Annotated in this window: 16 protein-coding genes; 9 read left to right on the top strand and 7 right to left on the bottom strand. The window is 44.9% G+C overall.

Annotated features, from left to right (window positions below):
• Positions 1–78: 78 nt before the first annotated feature.
• Entirely contained in the window at positions 79–975 is an 897-nt protein-coding gene (locus tag R7P80_RS25415; RefSeq protein WP_005380990.1) for a LysR family transcriptional regulator ArgP, read from the bottom strand.
• 147 nt (positions 976–1,122) lie between these two features.
• Here R7P80_RS25415 and R7P80_RS25410 point away from each other — a divergent pair, with 147 nt between their 5' ends.
• Together R7P80_RS25410 and R7P80_RS25405 are read left to right on the top strand one after the other, a co-directional pair.
• Positions 1,123–1,752 (top strand): LysE/ArgO family amino acid transporter, encoded by a 630-nt coding sequence (locus tag R7P80_RS25410; protein ID WP_005380992.1) that lies wholly within the window; start codon positions 1,123–1,125, stop codon positions 1,750–1,752.
• Between the two features lie 26 nt (positions 1,753–1,778).
• On the top strand, positions 1,779–2,261 hold the full coding sequence (locus tag R7P80_RS25405; RefSeq protein ID WP_017633558.1) for a YbaK/EbsC family protein: 483 nt from the start codon (positions 1,779–1,781) through the stop codon (positions 2,259–2,261).
• Between the two features lie 47 nt (positions 2,262–2,308).
• On the opposite strand, the gene mscS is transcribed toward R7P80_RS25405, so the two are convergent.
• From mscS to R7P80_RS25380, 5 genes are all read right to left on the bottom strand, one after another.
• On the bottom strand, positions 2,309–3,175 hold the full coding sequence (gene mscS, locus R7P80_RS25400; protein WP_005380995.1) for a small-conductance mechanosensitive channel MscS: 867 nt from the start codon (positions 3,173–3,175) through the stop codon (positions 2,309–2,311).
• Between the two features lie 424 nt (positions 3,176–3,599).
• The gene (gene fbaA / locus R7P80_RS25395) at positions 3,600–4,676 is read right to left on the bottom strand and encodes a class II fructose-bisphosphate aldolase (protein ID WP_005380996.1); all 1,077 of its coding nucleotides are present in this window, start codon (positions 4,674–4,676) and stop codon (positions 3,600–3,602) included.
• A 154-nt stretch (positions 4,677–4,830) separates the two neighbouring features.
• Positions 4,831–5,991: a phosphoglycerate kinase gene (locus R7P80_RS25390; protein ID WP_005384547.1), complete on the bottom strand. Its 1,161-nt coding sequence runs from the start codon at positions 5,989–5,991 to the stop codon at positions 4,831–4,833.
• A 151-nt stretch (positions 5,992–6,142) separates the two neighbouring features.
• Positions 6,143–7,180 (bottom strand): erythrose-4-phosphate dehydrogenase, encoded by a 1,038-nt coding sequence (gene epd / locus R7P80_RS25385; protein WP_005384545.1) that lies wholly within the window; start codon positions 7,178–7,180, stop codon positions 6,143–6,145.
• Between the two features lie 135 nt (positions 7,181–7,315).
• The gene (locus R7P80_RS25380; RefSeq protein WP_225492050.1) at positions 7,316–9,274 is read right to left on the bottom strand and encodes a ligand-gated channel protein; all 1,959 of its coding nucleotides are present in this window, start codon (positions 9,272–9,274) and stop codon (positions 7,316–7,318) included.
• Between the two features lie 140 nt (positions 9,275–9,414).
• On the opposite strand from R7P80_RS25380, the gene R7P80_RS25375 reads away from it, so the two are divergent.
• Positions 9,415–10,308, top strand: coding sequence for a LysR family transcriptional regulator (locus R7P80_RS25375; protein WP_225492049.1), 894 nt, complete (start codon positions 9,415–9,417; stop codon positions 10,306–10,308).
• Positions 10,309–10,399: 91 nt separating this feature from the next.
• Here R7P80_RS25375 and tkt read toward each other — a convergent pair whose 3' ends face one another.
• The gene (tkt, locus tag R7P80_RS25370; protein WP_225492048.1) at positions 10,400–12,394 is read right to left on the bottom strand and encodes a transketolase; all 1,995 of its coding nucleotides are present in this window, start codon (positions 12,392–12,394) and stop codon (positions 10,400–10,402) included.
• A gap of 315 nt (positions 12,395–12,709) precedes the next feature.
• Between tkt and metK the strand changes: the two genes are divergently transcribed.
• From metK to gshB, 6 genes are all read left to right on the top strand, one after another.
• Positions 12,710–13,864: a methionine adenosyltransferase gene (gene metK / locus R7P80_RS25365; protein WP_005384541.1), complete on the top strand. Its 1,155-nt coding sequence runs from the start codon at positions 12,710–12,712 to the stop codon at positions 13,862–13,864.
• 402 nt (positions 13,865–14,266) lie between these two features.
• Positions 14,267–15,064, top strand: coding sequence for a DUF2189 domain-containing protein (locus R7P80_RS25360; RefSeq protein WP_005381026.1), 798 nt, complete (start codon positions 14,267–14,269; stop codon positions 15,062–15,064).
• 68 nt (positions 15,065–15,132) lie between these two features.
• Positions 15,133–15,630, top strand: coding sequence for a SprT family zinc-dependent metalloprotease (locus R7P80_RS25355; protein WP_054866486.1), 498 nt, complete (start codon positions 15,133–15,135; stop codon positions 15,628–15,630).
• A 150-nt stretch (positions 15,631–15,780) separates the two neighbouring features.
• Entirely contained in the window at positions 15,781–16,476 is a 696-nt protein-coding gene (endA, locus tag R7P80_RS25350) for a deoxyribonuclease I (protein WP_025768831.1), read from the top strand.
• Between the two features lie 113 nt (positions 16,477–16,589).
• Positions 16,590–17,321 (top strand): 16S rRNA (uracil(1498)-N(3))-methyltransferase, encoded by a 732-nt coding sequence (gene rsmE, locus R7P80_RS25345; RefSeq protein WP_017821890.1) that lies wholly within the window; start codon positions 16,590–16,592, stop codon positions 17,319–17,321.
• Positions 17,322–17,334: 13 nt separating this feature from the next.
• Positions 17,335–18,285 carry a glutathione synthase gene (gene gshB, locus R7P80_RS25340; RefSeq protein ID WP_005381021.1) on the top strand — a complete coding sequence of 317 codons (951 nt, stop codon included), beginning with the start codon at positions 17,335–17,337 and terminating at the stop codon, positions 18,283–18,285.
• Positions 18,286–18,381 lie beyond the last annotated feature (96 nt).

Below are 18,381 nucleotides of genomic sequence, written 5' to 3'. Positions count from 1 at the left end.
CACAACTTTGACTATGTAACATTGGCGTAATTTTTAAACAAAACACACTTAAGTTAACGATATGCAGCTCTGACGAACTTATTGAGGTAGATGCTGCTGCGCATACCCCACTATCGCATGTGAGATTTCTTGTAGTACCCCAGTTTCTAACTGCCAGTGGTGCCAATAAATCCGATGGGACATTAAAAAACCTGGAGTCACATCAACCAACACACCTCTGTCTAATTCGTCGGTAATTTGCAAGCGGGGGATCAAGCAATAAGCTACACCAGCTAACGCCACTTTTAGAAACGCTTCAGAACTACTGATGTTGTGATGAATAACGCTGTCAGGATTGACGTTAAAGTGCTCGGTAAGAAATGTTTTATGTAGATCATCATATTGGTCATATGAAACGGCCGGTGCTTTTGCCAATGTCTGATTATTTACGCCTTTAGAAAAATAACGCTGATAGAACTCTGGGCTCGCGACACAAACATAATCGATGCGACCTAAATAGTCTGCTCTGCATCCGGGGATTGGCTGGGACTCCAAGCTGATCGCTCCTGTCACTTCGCCACTTTTGAGTTTTTCAATAGAGCGGTATTCACCATAGATAGTCAGTTTTAGTTCAACTTGACGCTGCTTCATAACATTTTGCAGCGCTGGCAGTAGCCATGTTGCAAGGCTATCTGCATTAGTCGCTAAAGAGAGTTGCACAGGTCGCGTACTGGTATCATTTTTTAGTTCGGGGAGAATTTCATGCTCTAGCAAGCGTACTCGCCGATAAAGACCCAACAATTTTTTACCAATTGGCGTTGGCTTAGGTGGCTGGCTTCGAATTAAAACAGGCTGCGCGAGAAACTTCTCTAACTGCTTGATACGTTGAGAAATGGCGGATTGAGAAACAAATAAATGCTCGGCAGCACGCTCAAAGCTACCCTGATAAACTATAGCGTCTAATGCCTCAATCCATTTGTAATCTAACCCTCGCATACCTTTCCTCTCACTCCTGATCAAACGCCTCCCGTTAAATTAGTCTATCTAATGTAAGATTAAAATCATTAATTATACTTATTTAGATAAACGCTTTATCTTTCCCTTTTCTGTAAATGTATTTGTTATTTTGAAGTGAGGTGAAGTGTGAGCTTGTGGGTTCTATTGCAAGGTTTTGGTTTAGGAGCATCAATGATCATTCCGATCGGCGCGCAAAATGCGTATGTTTTGAATCAAGGCATAAAGCGTAATCACCACCTAACAACCGCCACTATTTGTAGCGTGCTAGATATGATTTTCATCTCTCTAGGTATCTTTGGTGGTGGTGCAATTCTGTCTCAAAATGAAATCTTACTGACGTCGGTGACACTTGGTGGTATTGCTTTCTTGAGCTTCTATGGACTGCTCTCGCTAAAAAGTGCTTTTAAGCCAGAGAGTGAATCGGAATCAAAAGGGGAGATTGTAGCTCGAGGTCGTCGAACAGTTATTCTAGGTGCGCTAGCTGTCACTGTGCTTAATCCGCACTTATATTTAGATACAGTCGTTATTCTAGGTTCGATCGGTGGACAATTTGAAGGCCATGATCGCATTGCTTTTGCACTAGGTACGATTCTGGCTTCCTTTGTTTGGTTCTACACTTTATCGATAGGAGCAGCCAAACTAGGTCCAACACTCTCTAAACCAAAAGTGAAAAAAACCATCGACATTGCAATCGCAATGATGATGTTCACAATAGCGTATATCTTAGCGAGTGAGCTTATTGATAAGTATTGGTAATCACCAGGTAGTAAGGCAGCAAAGACATGGAGTCACTAAAACGTATTTATAACAACAATAGAGAGCGATTCAACGCGCTCTCTATTCCTTTTCGGGAATGGCAGCACGAAGCCATCTTAGACTTTGAGACAGATATACGCATTGCGAGAGAGCTTGGTTGGACGGGTACGCATACCAAAAGCCTCTTTTTAACACTCAAAGGACAAGGTTACGCGGTTTATCTGACAGATAAGGACTCGCGCCTCGATGCCAAGCAGATTAAAGCGATTACAGGTAAACGTCCCTCTATTTGTAATGACGATGAAATGGTCGAAGTGTTGGGTTGCGTACCCGGCGCGGTTTGCCCAATAGGCTTACCGGAATACATCACTATCATTGTTGATACCAATCTCTATCAACATCAAGAGTTGCTCTATACGCCTGGCTTACCTGAGTTCACATTTGGATTTGCAGGTAAACATCTAAAACGCCTCTTACTTGCTGGTCATCACACCCTTTACGAAGTATAAAAAAGCGAGGCCTATTGGCCTCGCTTTTGAATATCGACTGCTTTTGATTAAGCGTCGACTTTGTTCAGGTGAACATCCATTTGTGGGAATGGAATCTCGATACCATTTTCATCCAATGCTTCTTTAATACCTTGCATTGCATCAAAGTATACGCCCCAGTAATCTGCAGTTTTCACCCATGGACGAACCACAAAGTTAACTGAAGAGTCTGCTAACGTAAGTACACCAATTGTGATATCTGGGTCTTTCAAGATACGTGGATCTTTCTCTAGCGTCTCACGAATCACTTTCTTCGTTAGTTTAAGGTCTGCTTTGTATGAAACACCAATCACTAGGTCGACACGTCGTGTCGCATGGCGAGAGTAGTTAGTAATGGCACCGCCGATAACTGAAGAGTTAGGCACAACAACCATTTTGTTGTCTGGTGTTTTTAGAACTGTTTGGAAGATTTGAATTGCTTCAACACTACCCGCTACACCACCGATTTCTACGTAGTCGCCTGATTTGAATGGACGGAACGCAACAATAAGTACGCCTGCTGCAAAGTTTGATAGTGAACCTTGTAGTGCAAGACCAACAGCAAGACCTGCCGCACCAATCACAGCAACAACAGAAGCGGTTTGAACTCCTAATCGACCAAGAGCCGCGATCAGCACGATTACAAATAGCAAGTAACGAACAAGACCGTGAATAAATTCAACGACGGCCTTATCCATGTTTTTCTTTTCTAGTACTTTAGAAACACTACCAGCGACTGCCTTAACGATAAGATTACCGATAAACAGAATAAGCAGCGCAGAGATAATGTTCACACCGTACTGAACCAGTAGATCTGAATTGTTTGTCAGCCAAGTTTCAGCCTGAGTTAGACCATCCGTTAAAGTGGTATCGATACCCACCGATTCACCTGCCATAATTCTTATCCTCAAAAATAAAGAGATATAAATCCAATTGCCGTTAATTTATGAACCTTGTTTTTTAAAGGCTCTTTTCTAAAACAACATCCCTATTGCTCCACTGAACAGTGTCAGATTTTTGGCACAATATCCCAACTCTGACTTTTTTCAAAGTCAGAGTTTCGCAAAGATATGCAAAACAAGACTTTATCAGAGCTTTCTGACACTGACTTGTTACAGGTTACGCAATGCACTCTGATTTCGCCACTCTTAAGACTGATATTCCCATGTTTTCTTTAAAAAAACGTTAAAGGTGAGATATCTCACTAGCAAATACAACCTAACGCATAAAAATATCGGGAGAAAGCAGAGGGGAAGAAAATGATAGACATAAAAAAACCCGCTCAAAGAGCGGGTTTTTAAGTAACTTAATCAGTAACGATTATAGTACGTCAACTGCGTTAAGGTCAGCAAATGCTTGCTCTAGACGAGTAACCATTGAAGCTTGGCCTGCACGTAGCCATACGCGTGGATCGTAGTACTTCTTGTTTGGTGCATCTTCACCAGTTGGGTTACCGATCTGACCTTGTAGGTAATCGTGGTTTTCAGCTTCGAACTTACGGATACCATCCCAAGTAGCCCACTGTGTATCAGTATCGATGTTCATTTTGATTACACCGTAGCCGATAGATTCACGGATTTCTTCTAGAGAAGAACCTGAACCGCCGTGGAATACGAAGTTTAGAGAGTTCGCTGGAAGACCGAATTTCTCAGAAACGTGCGCTTGAGAATCACGTAGGATAGTTGGAGTTAGTACAACGTTACCTGGCTTGTATACGCCGTGTACGTTACCGAAAGATGCTGCGATAGTGAAACGGTGGCTGATTGCGCTTAGTTTCTCGTATGCGTATGCAACGTCTTCTGGAGAAGTGTATAGTTCAGACGCATCCATATCAGAGTTGTCAACGCCGTCTTCTTCACCACCAGTACAACCTAGTTCGATTTCTAGAGTCATGTTCATTTTAGCCATGCGCTCTAGGTACTTAGCAGAAATTTCGATGTTCTCTTCTAGAGACTCTTCAGAAAGGTCGATCATGTGAGAAGAGAATAGTGGCTTACCAGTTTGCGCGAAGTACTCTTCACCAGCGTCTAGTAGACCGTCGATCCAAGGAAGTAGTTTCTTAGCTGCGTGGTCAGTGTGTAGGATTACTGGAACACCGTAAGCTTCAGCTACAGCGTGAACGTATTTCGCACCAGCAACAGCACCTAGGATTTGAGCTTCTTGACCTTCAAGTTTTAGACCTTTACCAGCAAAGAAAGCAGCGCCACCGTTAGAGAACTGAACGATAACTGGAGCTTTAACTTTTGCAGCTGCTTCAAGTACTGCGTTTACAGAGTCAGTACCCACACAGTTTACTGCTGGAAGTGCAAAGCTGTTTTCTTTTGCAACTTCAAATACTTTCTGAACGTCATCGCCAGAGATAACACCTGGTTTTACGAAGTCGAAGATCTTAGACATGGATGTAATCCTATTTATCTGTCGTTTTTAAACAAAACTTGTTAAGTTGAAAATCTTGCAAACGTTTGCTCACAACTGAGGCTATTCTAGCAGAGTTCCTCACACGTTGCAGCAAACAAGAAAGCGGGAGAATCACTCCCCCGCTTTGCTTTAATTACTTAGCGCGTGCTTCTAGCATTTCTACTGCTGGAAGAACTTTACCTTCTACGAACTCAAGGAAAGCGCCGCCGCCAGTAGAGATGTAAGATACATCCGCTTTGATACCGAACTTGTCGATAGCTGCTAGCGTGTCACCACCGCCTGCAACAGAGAAGCCTTCAGAAGCTGCGATAGCTTCAGAGATACCTTTAGTACCTGCTTCGAAGTTCTTGAATTCGAATACGCCTACTGGACCATTCCATAGGATAGTCTTAGCGTTTTTAAGGATTTCAGCTAGTTCAGCTGTTGAATCTGGACCAAGGTCGAAGATCATGTCGTCGTCTTGTACTTCAGAAACGTGCTTAATTTCAGCTTCTGCGTTCTCGTCGAATGCTTTCGCACATGCAACGTCAGTTGCTACTGGAATTGCACACTCGTCCATTAGCTTCTTAGCTGTTTCAACTAGGTCTGCTTCGTATAGAGACTTACCAACGTTGTGGCCAGCAGCTGCGATGAATGTGTTAGCAATACCACCACCAACAACGAGTTGGTCAGCGATTTTAGATAGAGACTCAAGAACCGTTAGCTTAGTAGAAACTTTTGAACCACCTACGATAGCAACCATTGGACGAGCTGGCTTGTCCATTGCTTTGCCTAGCGCTTCTAGTTCGTTCGCTAGTAGAGGACCAGCACACGCTACGTCTGCGTGCATACCAACGCCGTGAGTAGATGCTTGAGCACGGTGAGCCGTACCGAATGCGTCCATTACGAATACGTCACATAGTGCTGCGTATTTCTTAGATAGCTCTTCGTCGTTTTTCTTTTCGCCTTTGTTGAAGCGAACGTTTTCAAGAACAACAAGTTCACCCGCATTTAGCTCTAGGCCATCTAGGTAGTCTTTTGCTAGCTTCACTTCGCAATCTAGTGCGTCGTTTAGGTAGTTAACCACTGGTTGTAGAGAGAACTCTTCAGCGTATTCACCTTCAGTTGGGCGACCTAGGTGAGACGTAACCATTACTTTAGCGCCTGCTTCTAGGCAGTGCTTAATAGTTGGAAGAGATGCGATGATACGTGCATCCGAAGTTACTTTACCGTCTTTTACTGGCACGTTTAGGTCAGCACGGATAAATACACGTTTACCTGCAAGATCCAGGTCAGTCATCTTGATTACAGACATGATGTGTCCTCTCAAATATTTAATAATTAAAGTTTTTGAAAACTCGGCAACCCTGCCAAGCCTGTTAATTCTTCAAACTGGTTATAGATATGGAGATATTATGGATTTATTTCAAGGCTTGAAATAAAAATTCTCCATCACTTCTTCGTTATTACTGTTCCACTTGCGAAGAAGCTTGCATTGCTAAGGCAGTATCCAGCATCCGGTTAGCAAAGCCCCATTCGTTGTCGCACCAAACGAGCATTTTTACGAGTTGCCCGTTACTCACTCTAGTCTGGCTTCCATCCACAATCGCACTATGGGGGTCGTGGTTAAAGTCGATGGAAACGAGTGGCGATTCAGTATAGTCAACAATGTTACGTAATGTACACTGAGATGCGTTAACAATGGTTTGATTTACGTCATTAACTTTCACATTTGTACTAATTGTGACACTTAAATCCATTGCAGTGACGTTAACCGTTGGAACACGAACAGAAATTGCTTCGAATTTGTTGGAAAATTTCGGGAAGATTCTTTCAATCCCCTTATGCAACTTAGTGTCCACCGGAATAATAGATTGGCTTGCAGCGCGGGTACGGCGTAAGTCGTTATGATACGCATCAATTACTTGTTGATCGTTCATGGACGAATGAATTGTGGTAATGGTGCCAGACTCTATGCCGAAGGCTTCGTCTAATACTTTAATGATGGGAACGATACAGTTGGTGGTGCAAGAGCCATTGGAGACAACACGGTGCTCGTCTTTCAGAGTTTCGTGGTTCACGCCATAGATAATCGTATTATCTAGGTCGTTTGCGCCCGGGTGCGAAAACAGTACTTTCTTCGCGCCAGCTTCTATATGCGCTTGCCCATCCGCTTGCGAACCAAATACGCCAGTGCAATCCAAGACGATATCAACTTCTAAATCACGCCAAGGAAGTAATTCGATTTCGGAGAGATGGAGAATGCGAATGGAATCATATTCACCGCTGTCATGATGAACATGCAAATGTTCTTGGTCATGGGAAATTTTTTTACCAAAGCGACCATGACTGGTGTCATATTGCAGTAGGTGTGCCATCGCCTCTGGCTGTGCTAGTTCGTTTACCGCCACAACCTTGATCTGCTGGTGTTTTCCGCTTTCATACACCGCTCGCAGAACATTACGACCTATACGTCCAAATCCATTGATCGCAACCTTTAGCATTTATCCTTCGCCCTACCAAAAATTTCGTGTCACAGATACTACCTGATCAGGCTGACAAACGCACCTGTTGAATCAAAGTAAAGCAGGATTAAAAAAGGTCGAGACTATGCTCGACCTTATTACAACGATAGATAATTAAAATGCGACGTCTAAACCTAACCAGTAGCGACGACCATCTTCAATATATCCGTATTCTTCGTAACTGATTTCCTCGTCCAGTAAGTTATAGATAGCGCCTTTAATACGAGTATTGTCGGTTAACTGGTATGTCACACCGGCGTCCACAAAGGTATAAGCTGGTTCTACAATACTGTTTCTTGATGGGCCAGTAACCGGATCCATTTCTTTACCTCGGTACGTGACTTTCGCCCAGCTCTCTAGATCTGTTGTCGTTTGCCAAGTCACATCCACATTAAACAGATGCTTTGGTAACTGCTGCAGCGGCATGCCTTTGTATTCACCTGTTTTTTGCTCTGAGTCGGTAAATGTGTAGCTCGAGCTAAGGTAAATGGTTTCCGTTAACGGCGATGCTAAGGTCGCTTCAATACCTTGTGTGACGGCTTCATCCACGTTAATACGGTACGTTGGATCTGCGCCCCATTGGTTTGGACCATCAGTACAGATAGTGTCTGGACAAACAACACGTGTGATCTTATCTTTGAATTCGTTATGGAACGCTGTCAAAGAGACATCTAAGCCAGAATCACCTTGATACAAGACGCTGATTTCTTTGTTTAGCGACGTTTCAGGGTCAAGATCTGGGTTACCGTAGATATTACCGCCACCACTGACTTGCGCCCAGCCAGGAGTAATTTCACGTAATTGTGGAGAACGGAAACCTGTTGCCACACCGCCTTTCACCGTCCAAGACGGGTCAACTCGCCATACACCGTAAACACGCGGACTAAAATGCGTGCCATAGTTTTCGTCATGATCTAGACGACCACCAAGCGTAACGCTAAACGGATCAGCGATTCTCCATTCATCTTCAATGAAAACAGCCCACTGCGTATTCGATGTTTCAGTCTTCGACGACGCTTTGTTGGAGGTGAAATCCTCAAGCTCTGCATGAGTAGCGTCCACACCCGTCGTCAACGTATGGTTTCCAATACCAGTCACCAAGCTCGATTTGAACGTGGTGTTGGTGATCGTCATCTCACGAGATTTGTTCTCGCTCTCTTCTCGCTGTAAGTAAGTATCTGAAATGCCAATCGAATCCCAATCACCGTTGTGGCTTACCGTTACGTAATTACGACGATATTCATTCAGTGAGTCTTCACACCCACCACGACACCCAGTAGTCGGCACTGAAAGGCCCACATTGCCACGACGACTTTGTGCCGACGTGCCGCCCTCTAATTGCACCGAGTGGCGATCATTAATCTGGTAAGTCAGTTTTGAAGAGATACTCTGCATATCTTTATCTTCATAACCGTATTCGATGTCATCTTCTTCTCTGGTTGTGTACTGACCATATACTTGGAGAGATAAATTTTCAGCCAACGGACCATTAACGAAAAAGTTCGCGCTCTGCTCTCCCCCTGAGCGGCTATTCTCTTGTAGTACCGTGCCCAGTTGAACATTACCCGTCCACTCTAGCGCATCTTTTCGTGTGATGACGTTAATCACACCACCAATCGCATCAGAACCGTAAAGCGTCGACATTGGGCCACGAATAACTTCGATTCGCTCAATCGCTTGAAGAGGAGGTAACCAACCTTGTTCGATACCAGGACCGTCACTATTTGGACGAGTTTCACGCGTGCTTTGACGTTTACCGTCGACCAGTATCAAAGTGTATTTAGAACCCATACCACGGATACTAATGTCGGTGGTATCACCACCACCTGTCACGACGACACCTGGCACACTTTTTAGTGCATCAGTCACATCGCGGTAATAACGAGAGTTCAACTCCTCACGTGAAATCACACTAATACTTGCAGGCGCGTCCGCTTGAGATTGCTCATAACTTGATGCAGTTACAACCACTGTTTCCATTTTAGAAACTGCATCATTGGCAAAAACATGAGGGACACTGACGAAGGCTAAAATACCAGTTGCGGTAATAACTGGCAGTCTAAGAGTAGACATCTACATCTCCATAATTGATAATGATTATTATTTTCGAAAGTGAATTATTCACAAATAGAATGAGATGCATAGTGAGAGTTATGGAACGGTTCTTTCCATTTATGGAACTCGTACATAACGCAGTAAGGAGTAAAAGAAATATGCACGACTTAGCATCAATTAGAGCCTTTGATGCGCTCAATCAGCATAAAAGTTTGACAGCCGCTGCTAAAGCCCTTAATCAGCCAAAATCAACGCTAAGTCGTCGCTTGGCACAATTAGAAGAAGACTTCGGTCAGGCTCTAACCGCTAGGCAAGGTAATCGATTAGTTCTGACAAGAGCTGGAGAAATCTTTGCCCACTACAGTCGCCAGATTCTTGAGTTAAGTGAAGAGAGTTATGATGCACTTCAAGGTTTAACGAACCAAGTTTCAGGGCCACTGCATATTGTTTGTCACACTGCCTTAGTTAGAAGCTGGCTCGGCGGCGTACTCAATCGTTTTCTTGCTGATAATCCCGATGTTAGAGTTCAACTTACCAGTGACTTTTCTGAGGCGCATCATGACCCAGATTTGTTCATCTGGCTCGGCGAACGTAAAGAGCTAGACTGGCGAAAAGAAGTGCTGGGGGTATTTCGCTATACGCCTTTTGCCTCTCCAAATTATCTAAAACAACATGGGCCTATACCGCACCCCAAAGAACTTGAAGCACATCCATGGATCGATTTTGGTTCAGTGCAAGAAAATGGATTGATGCTAGCACACCCTCAACACGGTGAGTTCTTTTTAGAACCCTTTGTTAGTCGCTTATACAGCGACAACATAGCAATGCAAATAGACAGTATCGCGAATGGTCATGGTATTGGACTGCTGCCGACTTGGACAGCATGCGGCTATGAGAAACATCACCCAGGGCGAATCGCACCTTGCTTAGAAGGTTGGCTTTCTGAGCCTATTTCCATTAACTGCTATACACCAGCAGGACGACCACCACTGCGCTTATCCGTACTTTTAGACTGCATTCGCCAAAGCATTCCACAAGGTTGGAAAACCTGACAAAAATAAAAAGGCCATCATAATGATGGCCTTTCTAACTTTAGCATCTAACAGTTGTCGTTTACGTTCGACTGTTTAGACGGTCCTGCAATTACGCTAGCAATTCTTTTGCTGTGTTCACTACGTTTTCAGTCGTGAAGCCAAACATCTCGAATAGCTGACCAGCAGGTGCAGATTCACCGAATGTTGTCATACCGATGATGCGACCGTCGAAGCCAACGTACTTGTACCAGAAATCAGCAATGCCCGCTTCAATAGCGATACGTGCCGTTACGTCTGATGGCAGTACAGCTTCACGGTAAGCGGCGTCTTGTTTGTCGAATGCATCTGTTGATGGCATTGAAACAACGCGTACTTTCTTGCCTTCTGAAGTTAGTTGCTCAGCGGCTTTCACTGCAAGCTCAACCTCAGAACCTGTTGCGATAAGGATTAGCTCAGGCTTACCTTCGCTATCTTTCAGGATGTAAGCACCTTTCGCGATGTCTGCGACTTGTTCAGCAGTACGCTCTTGTTGCGCTAGGTTTTGACGAGAGAAGATAAGTGCAGTTGGTGCATCTTTACGTTCAATCGCTAGTTTCCATGCAACTGCAGACTCAACTTGGTCACATGGGCGCCATGTGCTCATGTTTGGAGTTACACGTAGAGACGCCATTTGCTCAACAGGTTGGTGAGTTGGGCCATCTTCGCCAAGACCGATCGAATCATGCGTGTAAACTTGGATGTTCTGAATTTTCATCAGCGCAGCCATACGCATTGCGTTACGAGCGTATTCCATGAACATTAGGAATGTTGCGCCGTAAGGAACGAAACCACCGTGCAATGCGATACCGTTGATGATAGCAGTCATACCGAATTCGCGTACACCGTAGTGGATGTAGTTGCCAGAGAAGTCCTCCGTTTCTAGAGACTTAGAACCAGACCACATGGTCAGGTTAGAAGGCGCTAGGTCAGCAGAACCACCCATAAACTCAGGAAGCATTTGACCAAACGCTTCTAGTGCATTTTGCGATGCTTTACGTGATGCAATGTTCGCTGGGTTTGCTTGAAGATCAGCAATGATTTGGTTCGCTTTTTCTTCCCACTGTGCAGGAAGTTCGCCGTTTAGACGACGTTTAAGCTCTGCCGCTTCAGCAGGGTAAGCTGCAGCGTATGCTTCGAATTTTTCATTCCAAGCTGCTTCTTTCGCGGCGCCCGCTTCTTTTGCATCCCAATCAGCGTAAACATCTGCCGGGATCTCAAATGGGCCGTACTCCCAACCTAAGTATTCGCGAGCCGCTTGGATTTCATCGTGACCTAGTGGTGCACCGTGACAGTCGTGCGAACCAGACTTGTTAGGAGAACCGAAACCGATAATTGTTTTGGTACAGATAAGCGTAGGACGTGGGTCCGCTTTTGCTGCTTCAATTGCTGCGTTGATCGCGTCTGAGTCGTGACCATCGACTGCTGGGATTACATGCCAGCCGTACGCTTCAAAACGCTTAGGTGTATCGTCAGAGAACCAGCCTTCAACGTGACCGTCGATAGAAATGCCGTTGTCATCCCAGAACGCGATCAGTTTGCCTAGACCTAACGTCCCAGCAAGAGAGCATGCTTCATGCGAGATGCCTTCCATTAGACAGCCGTCACCCATGAACACATACGTAAAGTGGTCAACGATATCGTGACCTTCTTTGTTGAACTGTGCCGCTAGTGCTTTCTCTGCGATCGCCATACCAACAGCGTTAGTGATGCCTTGACCTAGAGGACCCGTTGTTGTCTCGATACCAGGCGCGTAGCCGTACTCTGGGTGACCTGGGGTTTTTGAGTGCAATTGACGGAAGTTTTTCAGATCGTCAATAGATAGCTCGTAACCGCTTAAGTGCAGTAGAGAGTAAATAAGCATTGACCCATGACCGTTTGACAGCACAAAGCGATCGCGGTCGGCCCACTCTGGGTTTGAAGGGTTATGGTTTAGGTGAGAGCGCCAAAGAACTTCAGCGATATCAGCCATACCCATTGGTGCGCCTGGGTGGCCTGAGTTAGCTTGTTGAACACCATCCATGCTTAGAGCACGAATTGCATTGGCAAGATGTTTACGAGACGACATGTCTGCTCCTGAGTACATTAAGCGAAACGAAAAGTAGGTCATAATTCTCTCAAAGCCCTGTTGGGTGTGCAAACGTTTTCCAGTCCAAAACCTCACAAATATTGCACCTTTCGCGCCAAATCGTTCGAAGTTCTTAAAATTATCAATAAATCAGGCAAACGTTTGGTTATAACAAAAACCAAAAAAGAGCTTGTAATTCGAGCAATCAAATTTAGAATAGACGTCTAGATGTAGATACACCTACAAAAATTAGTATTAATTTGCGCTGGAGAGTTTATCATTCCCCAGTTTTAAACCAGATATAGTGGAGCTAACATGGCTAAGCACCTGTTTACTTCTGAGTCAGTATCAGAAGGTCATCCAGATAAAATTGCAGACCAGATTTCTGATGCGGTTCTTGACGCGATTCTAGAGCAAGATCCAAAGGCTCGTGTTGCATGTGAGACTTACGTTAAAACCGGTATGGTAATGGTGGGTGGTGAAATCACGACTTCAGCATGGGTAGACATCGAAGAGTTAACTCGTGAAACCGTTCGTGAAATCGGCTACGTACATTCAGATATGGGCTTTGACGCAGATTCTTGTGCGGTACTAAACACAATCGGTAAACAGTCACCAGATATCAACCAAGGTGTTGATAAAGCTGACCCTAAAGAACAAGGTGCAGGCGACCAAGGCATCATGTTTGGTTACGCTTGTAACGAAACTGAAGTACTAATGCCAGCGCCAATTACTTACTCTCACCGTCTTGTTCAAAAGCAAGCAGAAGTTCGTAAAAACGGCACACTACCTTGGTTGCGCCCTGATGCAAAATCTCAGGTAACATTCCAATACGATCAAGGTAACATCGTTGGTATCGACGCGGTTGTTCTTTCAACTCAACACTGTGACTCAATCTCAACTTCAGACCTGCGTGAAGCGGTAATGGAAGAGATCATTAAGCCAGTGCTACCTTCTGAGTGGATCAACAAAGAAACAAACTTCTTCATTAACCCAACCGGTCGCTTCGTAATCGGTGGTCCTATGGGTGACTGTGGCCTAACTGGTCGTAAGATCATCGTAGATACCTACGGCGGCGCAGCTCGTCACGGTGGCGGTGCGTTTTCTGGTAAAGATCCATCAAAAGTTGACCGTAGTGCAGCATACGCAGCACGCTACGTAGCGAAAAACATCGTAGCGGCAGGCATGGCTGACCGTTGTGAGATCCAACTTTCTTACGCAATAGGTGTTGCTGATCCAACGTCTATCATGGTGGAAACGTTCGGTACTGAGAAAGTACCTCACGACATCATCATTGAAGCGGTTCGTCAATTCTTCGACCTACGTCCATACGGTCTACAAGAAATGCTTAACCTTCTTCAACCTATCTACAAGAAGACAGCGGCATACGGTCACTTCGGTCGTGAAGAATTCCCGTGGGAAGCGACAGACAAAGCTGCACTTCTACGCGATTTCGCTGGCATCAAATAATCAAGCCAAGCAAGAATCAATCAAGCCCTCGCCTATGGCGGGGGCTTTTTATTTTCAGCAACTTTTATCCAGCCATTTCGGCTCATACCGCCCTGCGCCACAAAGCAGTCCTGTTTCTCCCTCATTTTTATACCGAATAAATTTTAAGCAATTATTTGTAAATTATCCCATCTCCGCCAATAGTTAAAATATTGTTAACTCCAATTTAAATAGAGACGTCGGATGCTGGCGACTGTGGAAGCAACACTTAAGTAAAGACATGAGTCAGGCATCTTTATGGCCGATACCAAACTAAGCCAATGCTCAGATGTAAACTTGAAAAAGTCGCTTCAAGTTTGACTGAACAAAAACCGCTGTCAGTTGGTATAAGCGGATAATGTGGGAATAAATCAAGGAGGAGTTATGCCTCGAACTGTTAATCCATCGGACTTCCACAACAAACGAAAGGAAGTGCCAGACAACGAATACGCCAGAACTATACCGTGCAATACGGTCAATCTTTCTGCACCTTTTCATTGGCTCGCATTAGGTCTGCATGATTTCGTGCGAATGCCGCTTATTAGTGCTTTCTATGGCATCTGTTTTATGGCAGCTGCCATAGGCATTGTTTTGCTCGTACAGTGGCAAGGCACACACTTGGTCGTCATGCCCAGTTTGATTGTTTACATGTTAATCGGTCCGTTTCTCGCGCTGGGCTTGTATGATGCCAGTTGGGAGAGAGAGCGCGGACACAAAGCAAGCTTGTTCCATTCAATGAAAGCGATCGGTCGTAACTCAACATCTCAATGGGCGTTCGCCGTGTTACTCGCAGTGTGTATGATATTTTGGATGCGCATTGCCGCTCTACTTCATGCGCTCTACCCTTCTGTTCAAGGGGCACCTTTAAGTGAGTTTCTACCCTTCCTTGTCATCGGCTCTTTAGTTGGCTTTGTTTTGGCTTGTGTGGTGTTTAGTATTTCAGCCTTTTCTATTCCGCTCATGATGGAGCGTCGCGTAGACATGATGACCGCTGTATTTACCAGCTTTAATGCCGTGAAATCCAACATTCCAGCAATGATTGTTTGGGCAGCGATCATCTGTGGCGGTATTCTTATCGGCTTTGCGACCTACGGGATCGGAATGTTGTTTACCATGCCAATTCTAGGCTACGGTACATGGCACGCTTACCATGCCACCATCAAGAAAAAACACACACCATAATTAACTGATGCTATGATCTGGCCCTCGCAAATGCGGGGGCTTTTTTATTTGATTTATCGAGGTGAATTGTGGATATAGAACTCAGCTATAAAGCCAAGCAAGTGATGGCGGGCTGTATCGCGATGGCAGAACAAGCTTTCAAACGTTCTTTCCCGATTCCAACAATCACCTTCGACGTCCGTGGGAAAGCGGCAGGAAAGGCCTACCTTCAATTAAATCAAGTACGCCTAAACCCTGTTTTATTTCGCGAAAACACCCAAGCATTCTTAGATGAAGTCATTCCTCATGAAGTAGCACACCTGATTACTTATCAGGTTTACGGGCGAGTTAGGCCTCACGGCAAAGAATGGAAAGGCGTCATGGAAGCCGTATTTAACGTACCAGCCAAAACCACTCACAACTTTGAAGTAAAATCCGTTCAAGGTAAAACCTTTGAGTATCGTTGTGGTTGTATGACCTACCCTCTATCGATTCGCCGCCATAATAAAGTACTGCGCAAAGAGGCGACGTACTCTTGTCAAAAATGCCGCCAACCACTTAACTTCACCGGCATTCAGTTATCGTAGCCCTTACCTCATAGTGTTACTTGCGTTCCCAAAATAAAGATCGAGTTGATCAAAACCTTCCCTTCGCCAATTATTGTTAACTTACTCATCACTAAAGCTATTTTATGCGTGTTATCATGAATAAAGTCATACTTTATAAAGACTTTTATCATGAAATACTTATTCTCTCTGTTGCTTATCGCGCTTTCTAGCACTGCGATTGCCGCGCCACCGAGCTCATTCTCTGCAGCCAAACGTGAGGCGGTCAAAATTTATCAAGACCACCCAACAAGCTTCTACTGTGGCTGTAACATTCAATGGCAAGGCAAGAAAGGCTTACCCGATTTAGCCTCTTGCGGTTACCAAGTCCGTAAACAAGAAAAACGGGCTGCACGAATCGAATGGGAGCACGTTGTTCCTGCGTGGCAATTTGGCCACCAGCGTCAATGCTGGCAAGATGGCGGACGTAAAAACTGTAAGAAAAAAGACAAAACTTTTCGTTTGATGGAAGCAGACTTACACAACCTAACTCCTGCTATTGGTGAAGTAAACGGTGACCGTTCGAACTACAACTTCAGCCAATGGAACGGTATGGATGGCGTGAGTTATGGTCGCTGTGAGATGCAAGTGAACTTTAAGCAGCGTAAAGTCATGCCACCAGACCGTGCGCGTGGCTCAATTGCTCGCACCTATCTATACATGAGCAAAGAGTACGGTTTCAAACTGTCGAAGCAGCAAACGCAATTAATGAGTGCTTGGAACAAAACCTATCCTGTCGATAAATGGGAATGTGAGCGTGACGAGCGCATTGCAAAAGTACAGGGCAATCACAACCCATTTGTTCAAGAAGCCTGCCGCGCACTGTAACCTCCGACCTCGAAGCGTTTCAATTACTGATATTGAAACGCTTCTTGCCCCTTGTTTTTTCGGTGCAAAGCATCCATGTTAGGGTTTAAGTTTATTCTCTTGCTGGAAATCTCATGCGTACCCCTCGAATTTATCATCCAGAAACCATTCATCAACTTGGCTCACTTGCTTTAAGTGACGACGCAGCAGGCCATATCGGTCGTGTTTTGCGCATGAAAGAAGGCCAAGACGTTCTCCTTTTTGACGGCAGTGGCGCAGAGTTCCCAGCGGTTATCAGTGAAGTCAGCAAGAAATCAGTTTTGGTTAACATCACCGAGCGTGTAGAAAGCAGTATTGAATCCCCTTTAGATCTGCACCTTGGCCAAGTCATTTCACGTGGCGATAAGATGGAGTTCACCATCCAAAAGTCTGTTGAACTTGGCGTCAATACCATCACTCCTCTGATTTCTGAACGTTGTGGTGTCAAGCTTGACCAAAAGCGTTTTGAGAAAAAACTCGCGCAATGGCAGAAAATCGCCATCAGTGCCTGTGAACAATGTGGGCGTAATGTCGTGCCCGAAATTCGTCCAATTATGAGCTTGGAAGAGTGGTGTAAAGAAGAGTACGATGGTTTAAAGCTTAACCTTCACCCTCGTGCTAAATACTCAATCAACACTTTGCCAACCCCGGTTGAAAAAGTGCGCCTACTGATCGGTCCTGAAGGCGGTTTATCGTCTGAAGAAATCGAGATGACTCGAGAATACCAATTTGAAGAAACGCTACTCGGCCCTCGCGTTCTGCGTACCGAAACAGCGGCTCTGACAGCAATTACAGCCTTACAAGTTCGTTTCGGCGATCTTGGTTAAACGGAGAAAAATAATGATCAAACTCGGTATCGTAATGGACCCAATCTCGTCCATTAACATCAAAAAAGACTCTAGCTTTGCCATGATGCTTGAAGCGCAACGACGCGGCTATGAAATCCACTACATGGAAATGAATGATCTGCATCTCGATCAAGGCGTTGCCATTGCAGATACTAAAGTGGTAGAACTAAAAGAAGATCCAAACGGTTGGTACGAGTTCAAATCAGAGCAAACTATCGAACTGTCTGAGCTAGACGCGGTGCTAATGCGTAAAGATCCTCCGTTTGATACTGAATACATCTACGCGACTTACATCCTTGAGCGTGCAGAAGAACAAGGTGCACTGATCGTTAACAAGCCTCAAAGCTTACGTGATTGTAACGAAAAGCTGTTTACAGCATGGTTCCCAGAGCTGACACCTACAACGATCGTGACGCGAAAAGCAGAAAAAATTAAAGAATTTCGTGAAAAACATGGTGATGTCATCCTGAAACCGCTTGATGGTATGGGTGGCGCGTCCATCTTCCGTGTGAAAGAAAACGATCCAAACGTCTCTGTGATCATCGAGACATTGACTAACCACGGTCAAAACTACGCAATGGCGCAAACCTTCGTGCCAGACATCAGCAACGGTGACAAACGTATCTTAGTGGTAGATGGCGAACCTATGCCTTACTGTCTAGCACGCATTCCTGCTAAAGGCGAAACGCGCGGCAACCTAGCCGCTGGTGGTACTGGTGAAGCTCGTCCGCTAAGCGAAACCGACCTCAAAATTGCGCAAACCGTTGCTCCGACACTGAAAGAAAAAGGCCTTATCTTTGTTGGCCTTGACGTAATTGGCGACAAGCTAACAGAAATCAACGTCACCAGCCCAACCTGTATTCGCGAAATTGAAGCTGCTTTTGATATCTCAATCACAGGCAAGCTGATGGATGCGATTGAGCGTCGAGTAAAAGGCGAATAACTCAAACTGTATTACAGTTAATAGAGAGCGTAGTACATTAACTTAAGCAAACTCATGCACATACCTAGATGGTAAACTGTATGATGTTTGCTTAAG

The sequence above is a fragment of the Vibrio sp. 2092 genome, from assembly GCF_033339635.1.
In the GTDB taxonomy this organism is placed as follows: domain Bacteria; phylum Pseudomonadota; class Gammaproteobacteria; order Enterobacterales; family Vibrionaceae; genus Vibrio; species Vibrio alginolyticus.
This window is presented reverse-complemented; position numbering and strand designations above follow the sequence as displayed.

What these genes read in the sequence shown, in the direction of transcription:
- R7P80_RS25415 (WP_005380990.1), bottom strand. Translation starts at nt 975, where the DNA reads ATGCGAGGGTTAGATTACAAATGGATTGAGGCATTAGACGCTATAGTT.
- R7P80_RS25405 (WP_017633558.1), top strand. Translation starts at nt 1,779, where the DNA reads ATGGAGTCACTAAAACGTATTTATAACAACAATAGAGAGCGATTCAAC.
- mscS (WP_005380995.1), bottom strand. Translation starts at nt 3,175, where the DNA reads ATGGCAGGTGAATCGGTGGGTATCGATACCACTTTAACGGATGGTCTA.
- fbaA (WP_005380996.1), bottom strand. Translation starts at nt 4,676, where the DNA reads ATGTCTAAGATCTTCGACTTCGTAAAACCAGGTGTTATCTCTGGCGAT.
- R7P80_RS25390 (WP_005384547.1), bottom strand. Translation starts at nt 5,991, where the DNA reads ATGTCTGTAATCAAGATGACTGACCTGGATCTTGCAGGTAAACGTGTA.
- epd (WP_005384545.1), bottom strand. Translation starts at nt 7,180, where the DNA reads ATGCTAAAGGTTGCGATCAATGGATTTGGACGTATAGGTCGTAATGTT.
- R7P80_RS25380 (WP_225492050.1), bottom strand. Translation starts at nt 9,274, where the DNA reads ATGTCTACTCTTAGACTGCCAGTTATTACCGCAACTGGTATTTTAGCC.
- R7P80_RS25375 (WP_225492049.1), top strand. Translation starts at nt 9,415, where the DNA reads ATGCACGACTTAGCATCAATTAGAGCCTTTGATGCGCTCAATCAGCAT.
- tkt (WP_225492048.1), bottom strand. Translation starts at nt 12,394, where the DNA reads ATGTCGTCTCGTAAACATCTTGCCAATGCAATTCGTGCTCTAAGCATG.
- metK (WP_005384541.1), top strand. Translation starts at nt 12,710, where the DNA reads ATGGCTAAGCACCTGTTTACTTCTGAGTCAGTATCAGAAGGTCATCCA.
- R7P80_RS25360 (WP_005381026.1), top strand. Translation starts at nt 14,267, where the DNA reads ATGCCTCGAACTGTTAATCCATCGGACTTCCACAACAAACGAAAGGAA.
- endA (WP_025768831.1), top strand. Translation starts at nt 15,781, where the DNA reads ATGAAATACTTATTCTCTCTGTTGCTTATCGCGCTTTCTAGCACTGCG.
- rsmE (WP_017821890.1), top strand. Translation starts at nt 16,590, where the DNA reads ATGCGTACCCCTCGAATTTATCATCCAGAAACCATTCATCAACTTGGC.
- gshB (WP_005381021.1), top strand. Translation starts at nt 17,335, where the DNA reads ATGATCAAACTCGGTATCGTAATGGACCCAATCTCGTCCATTAACATC.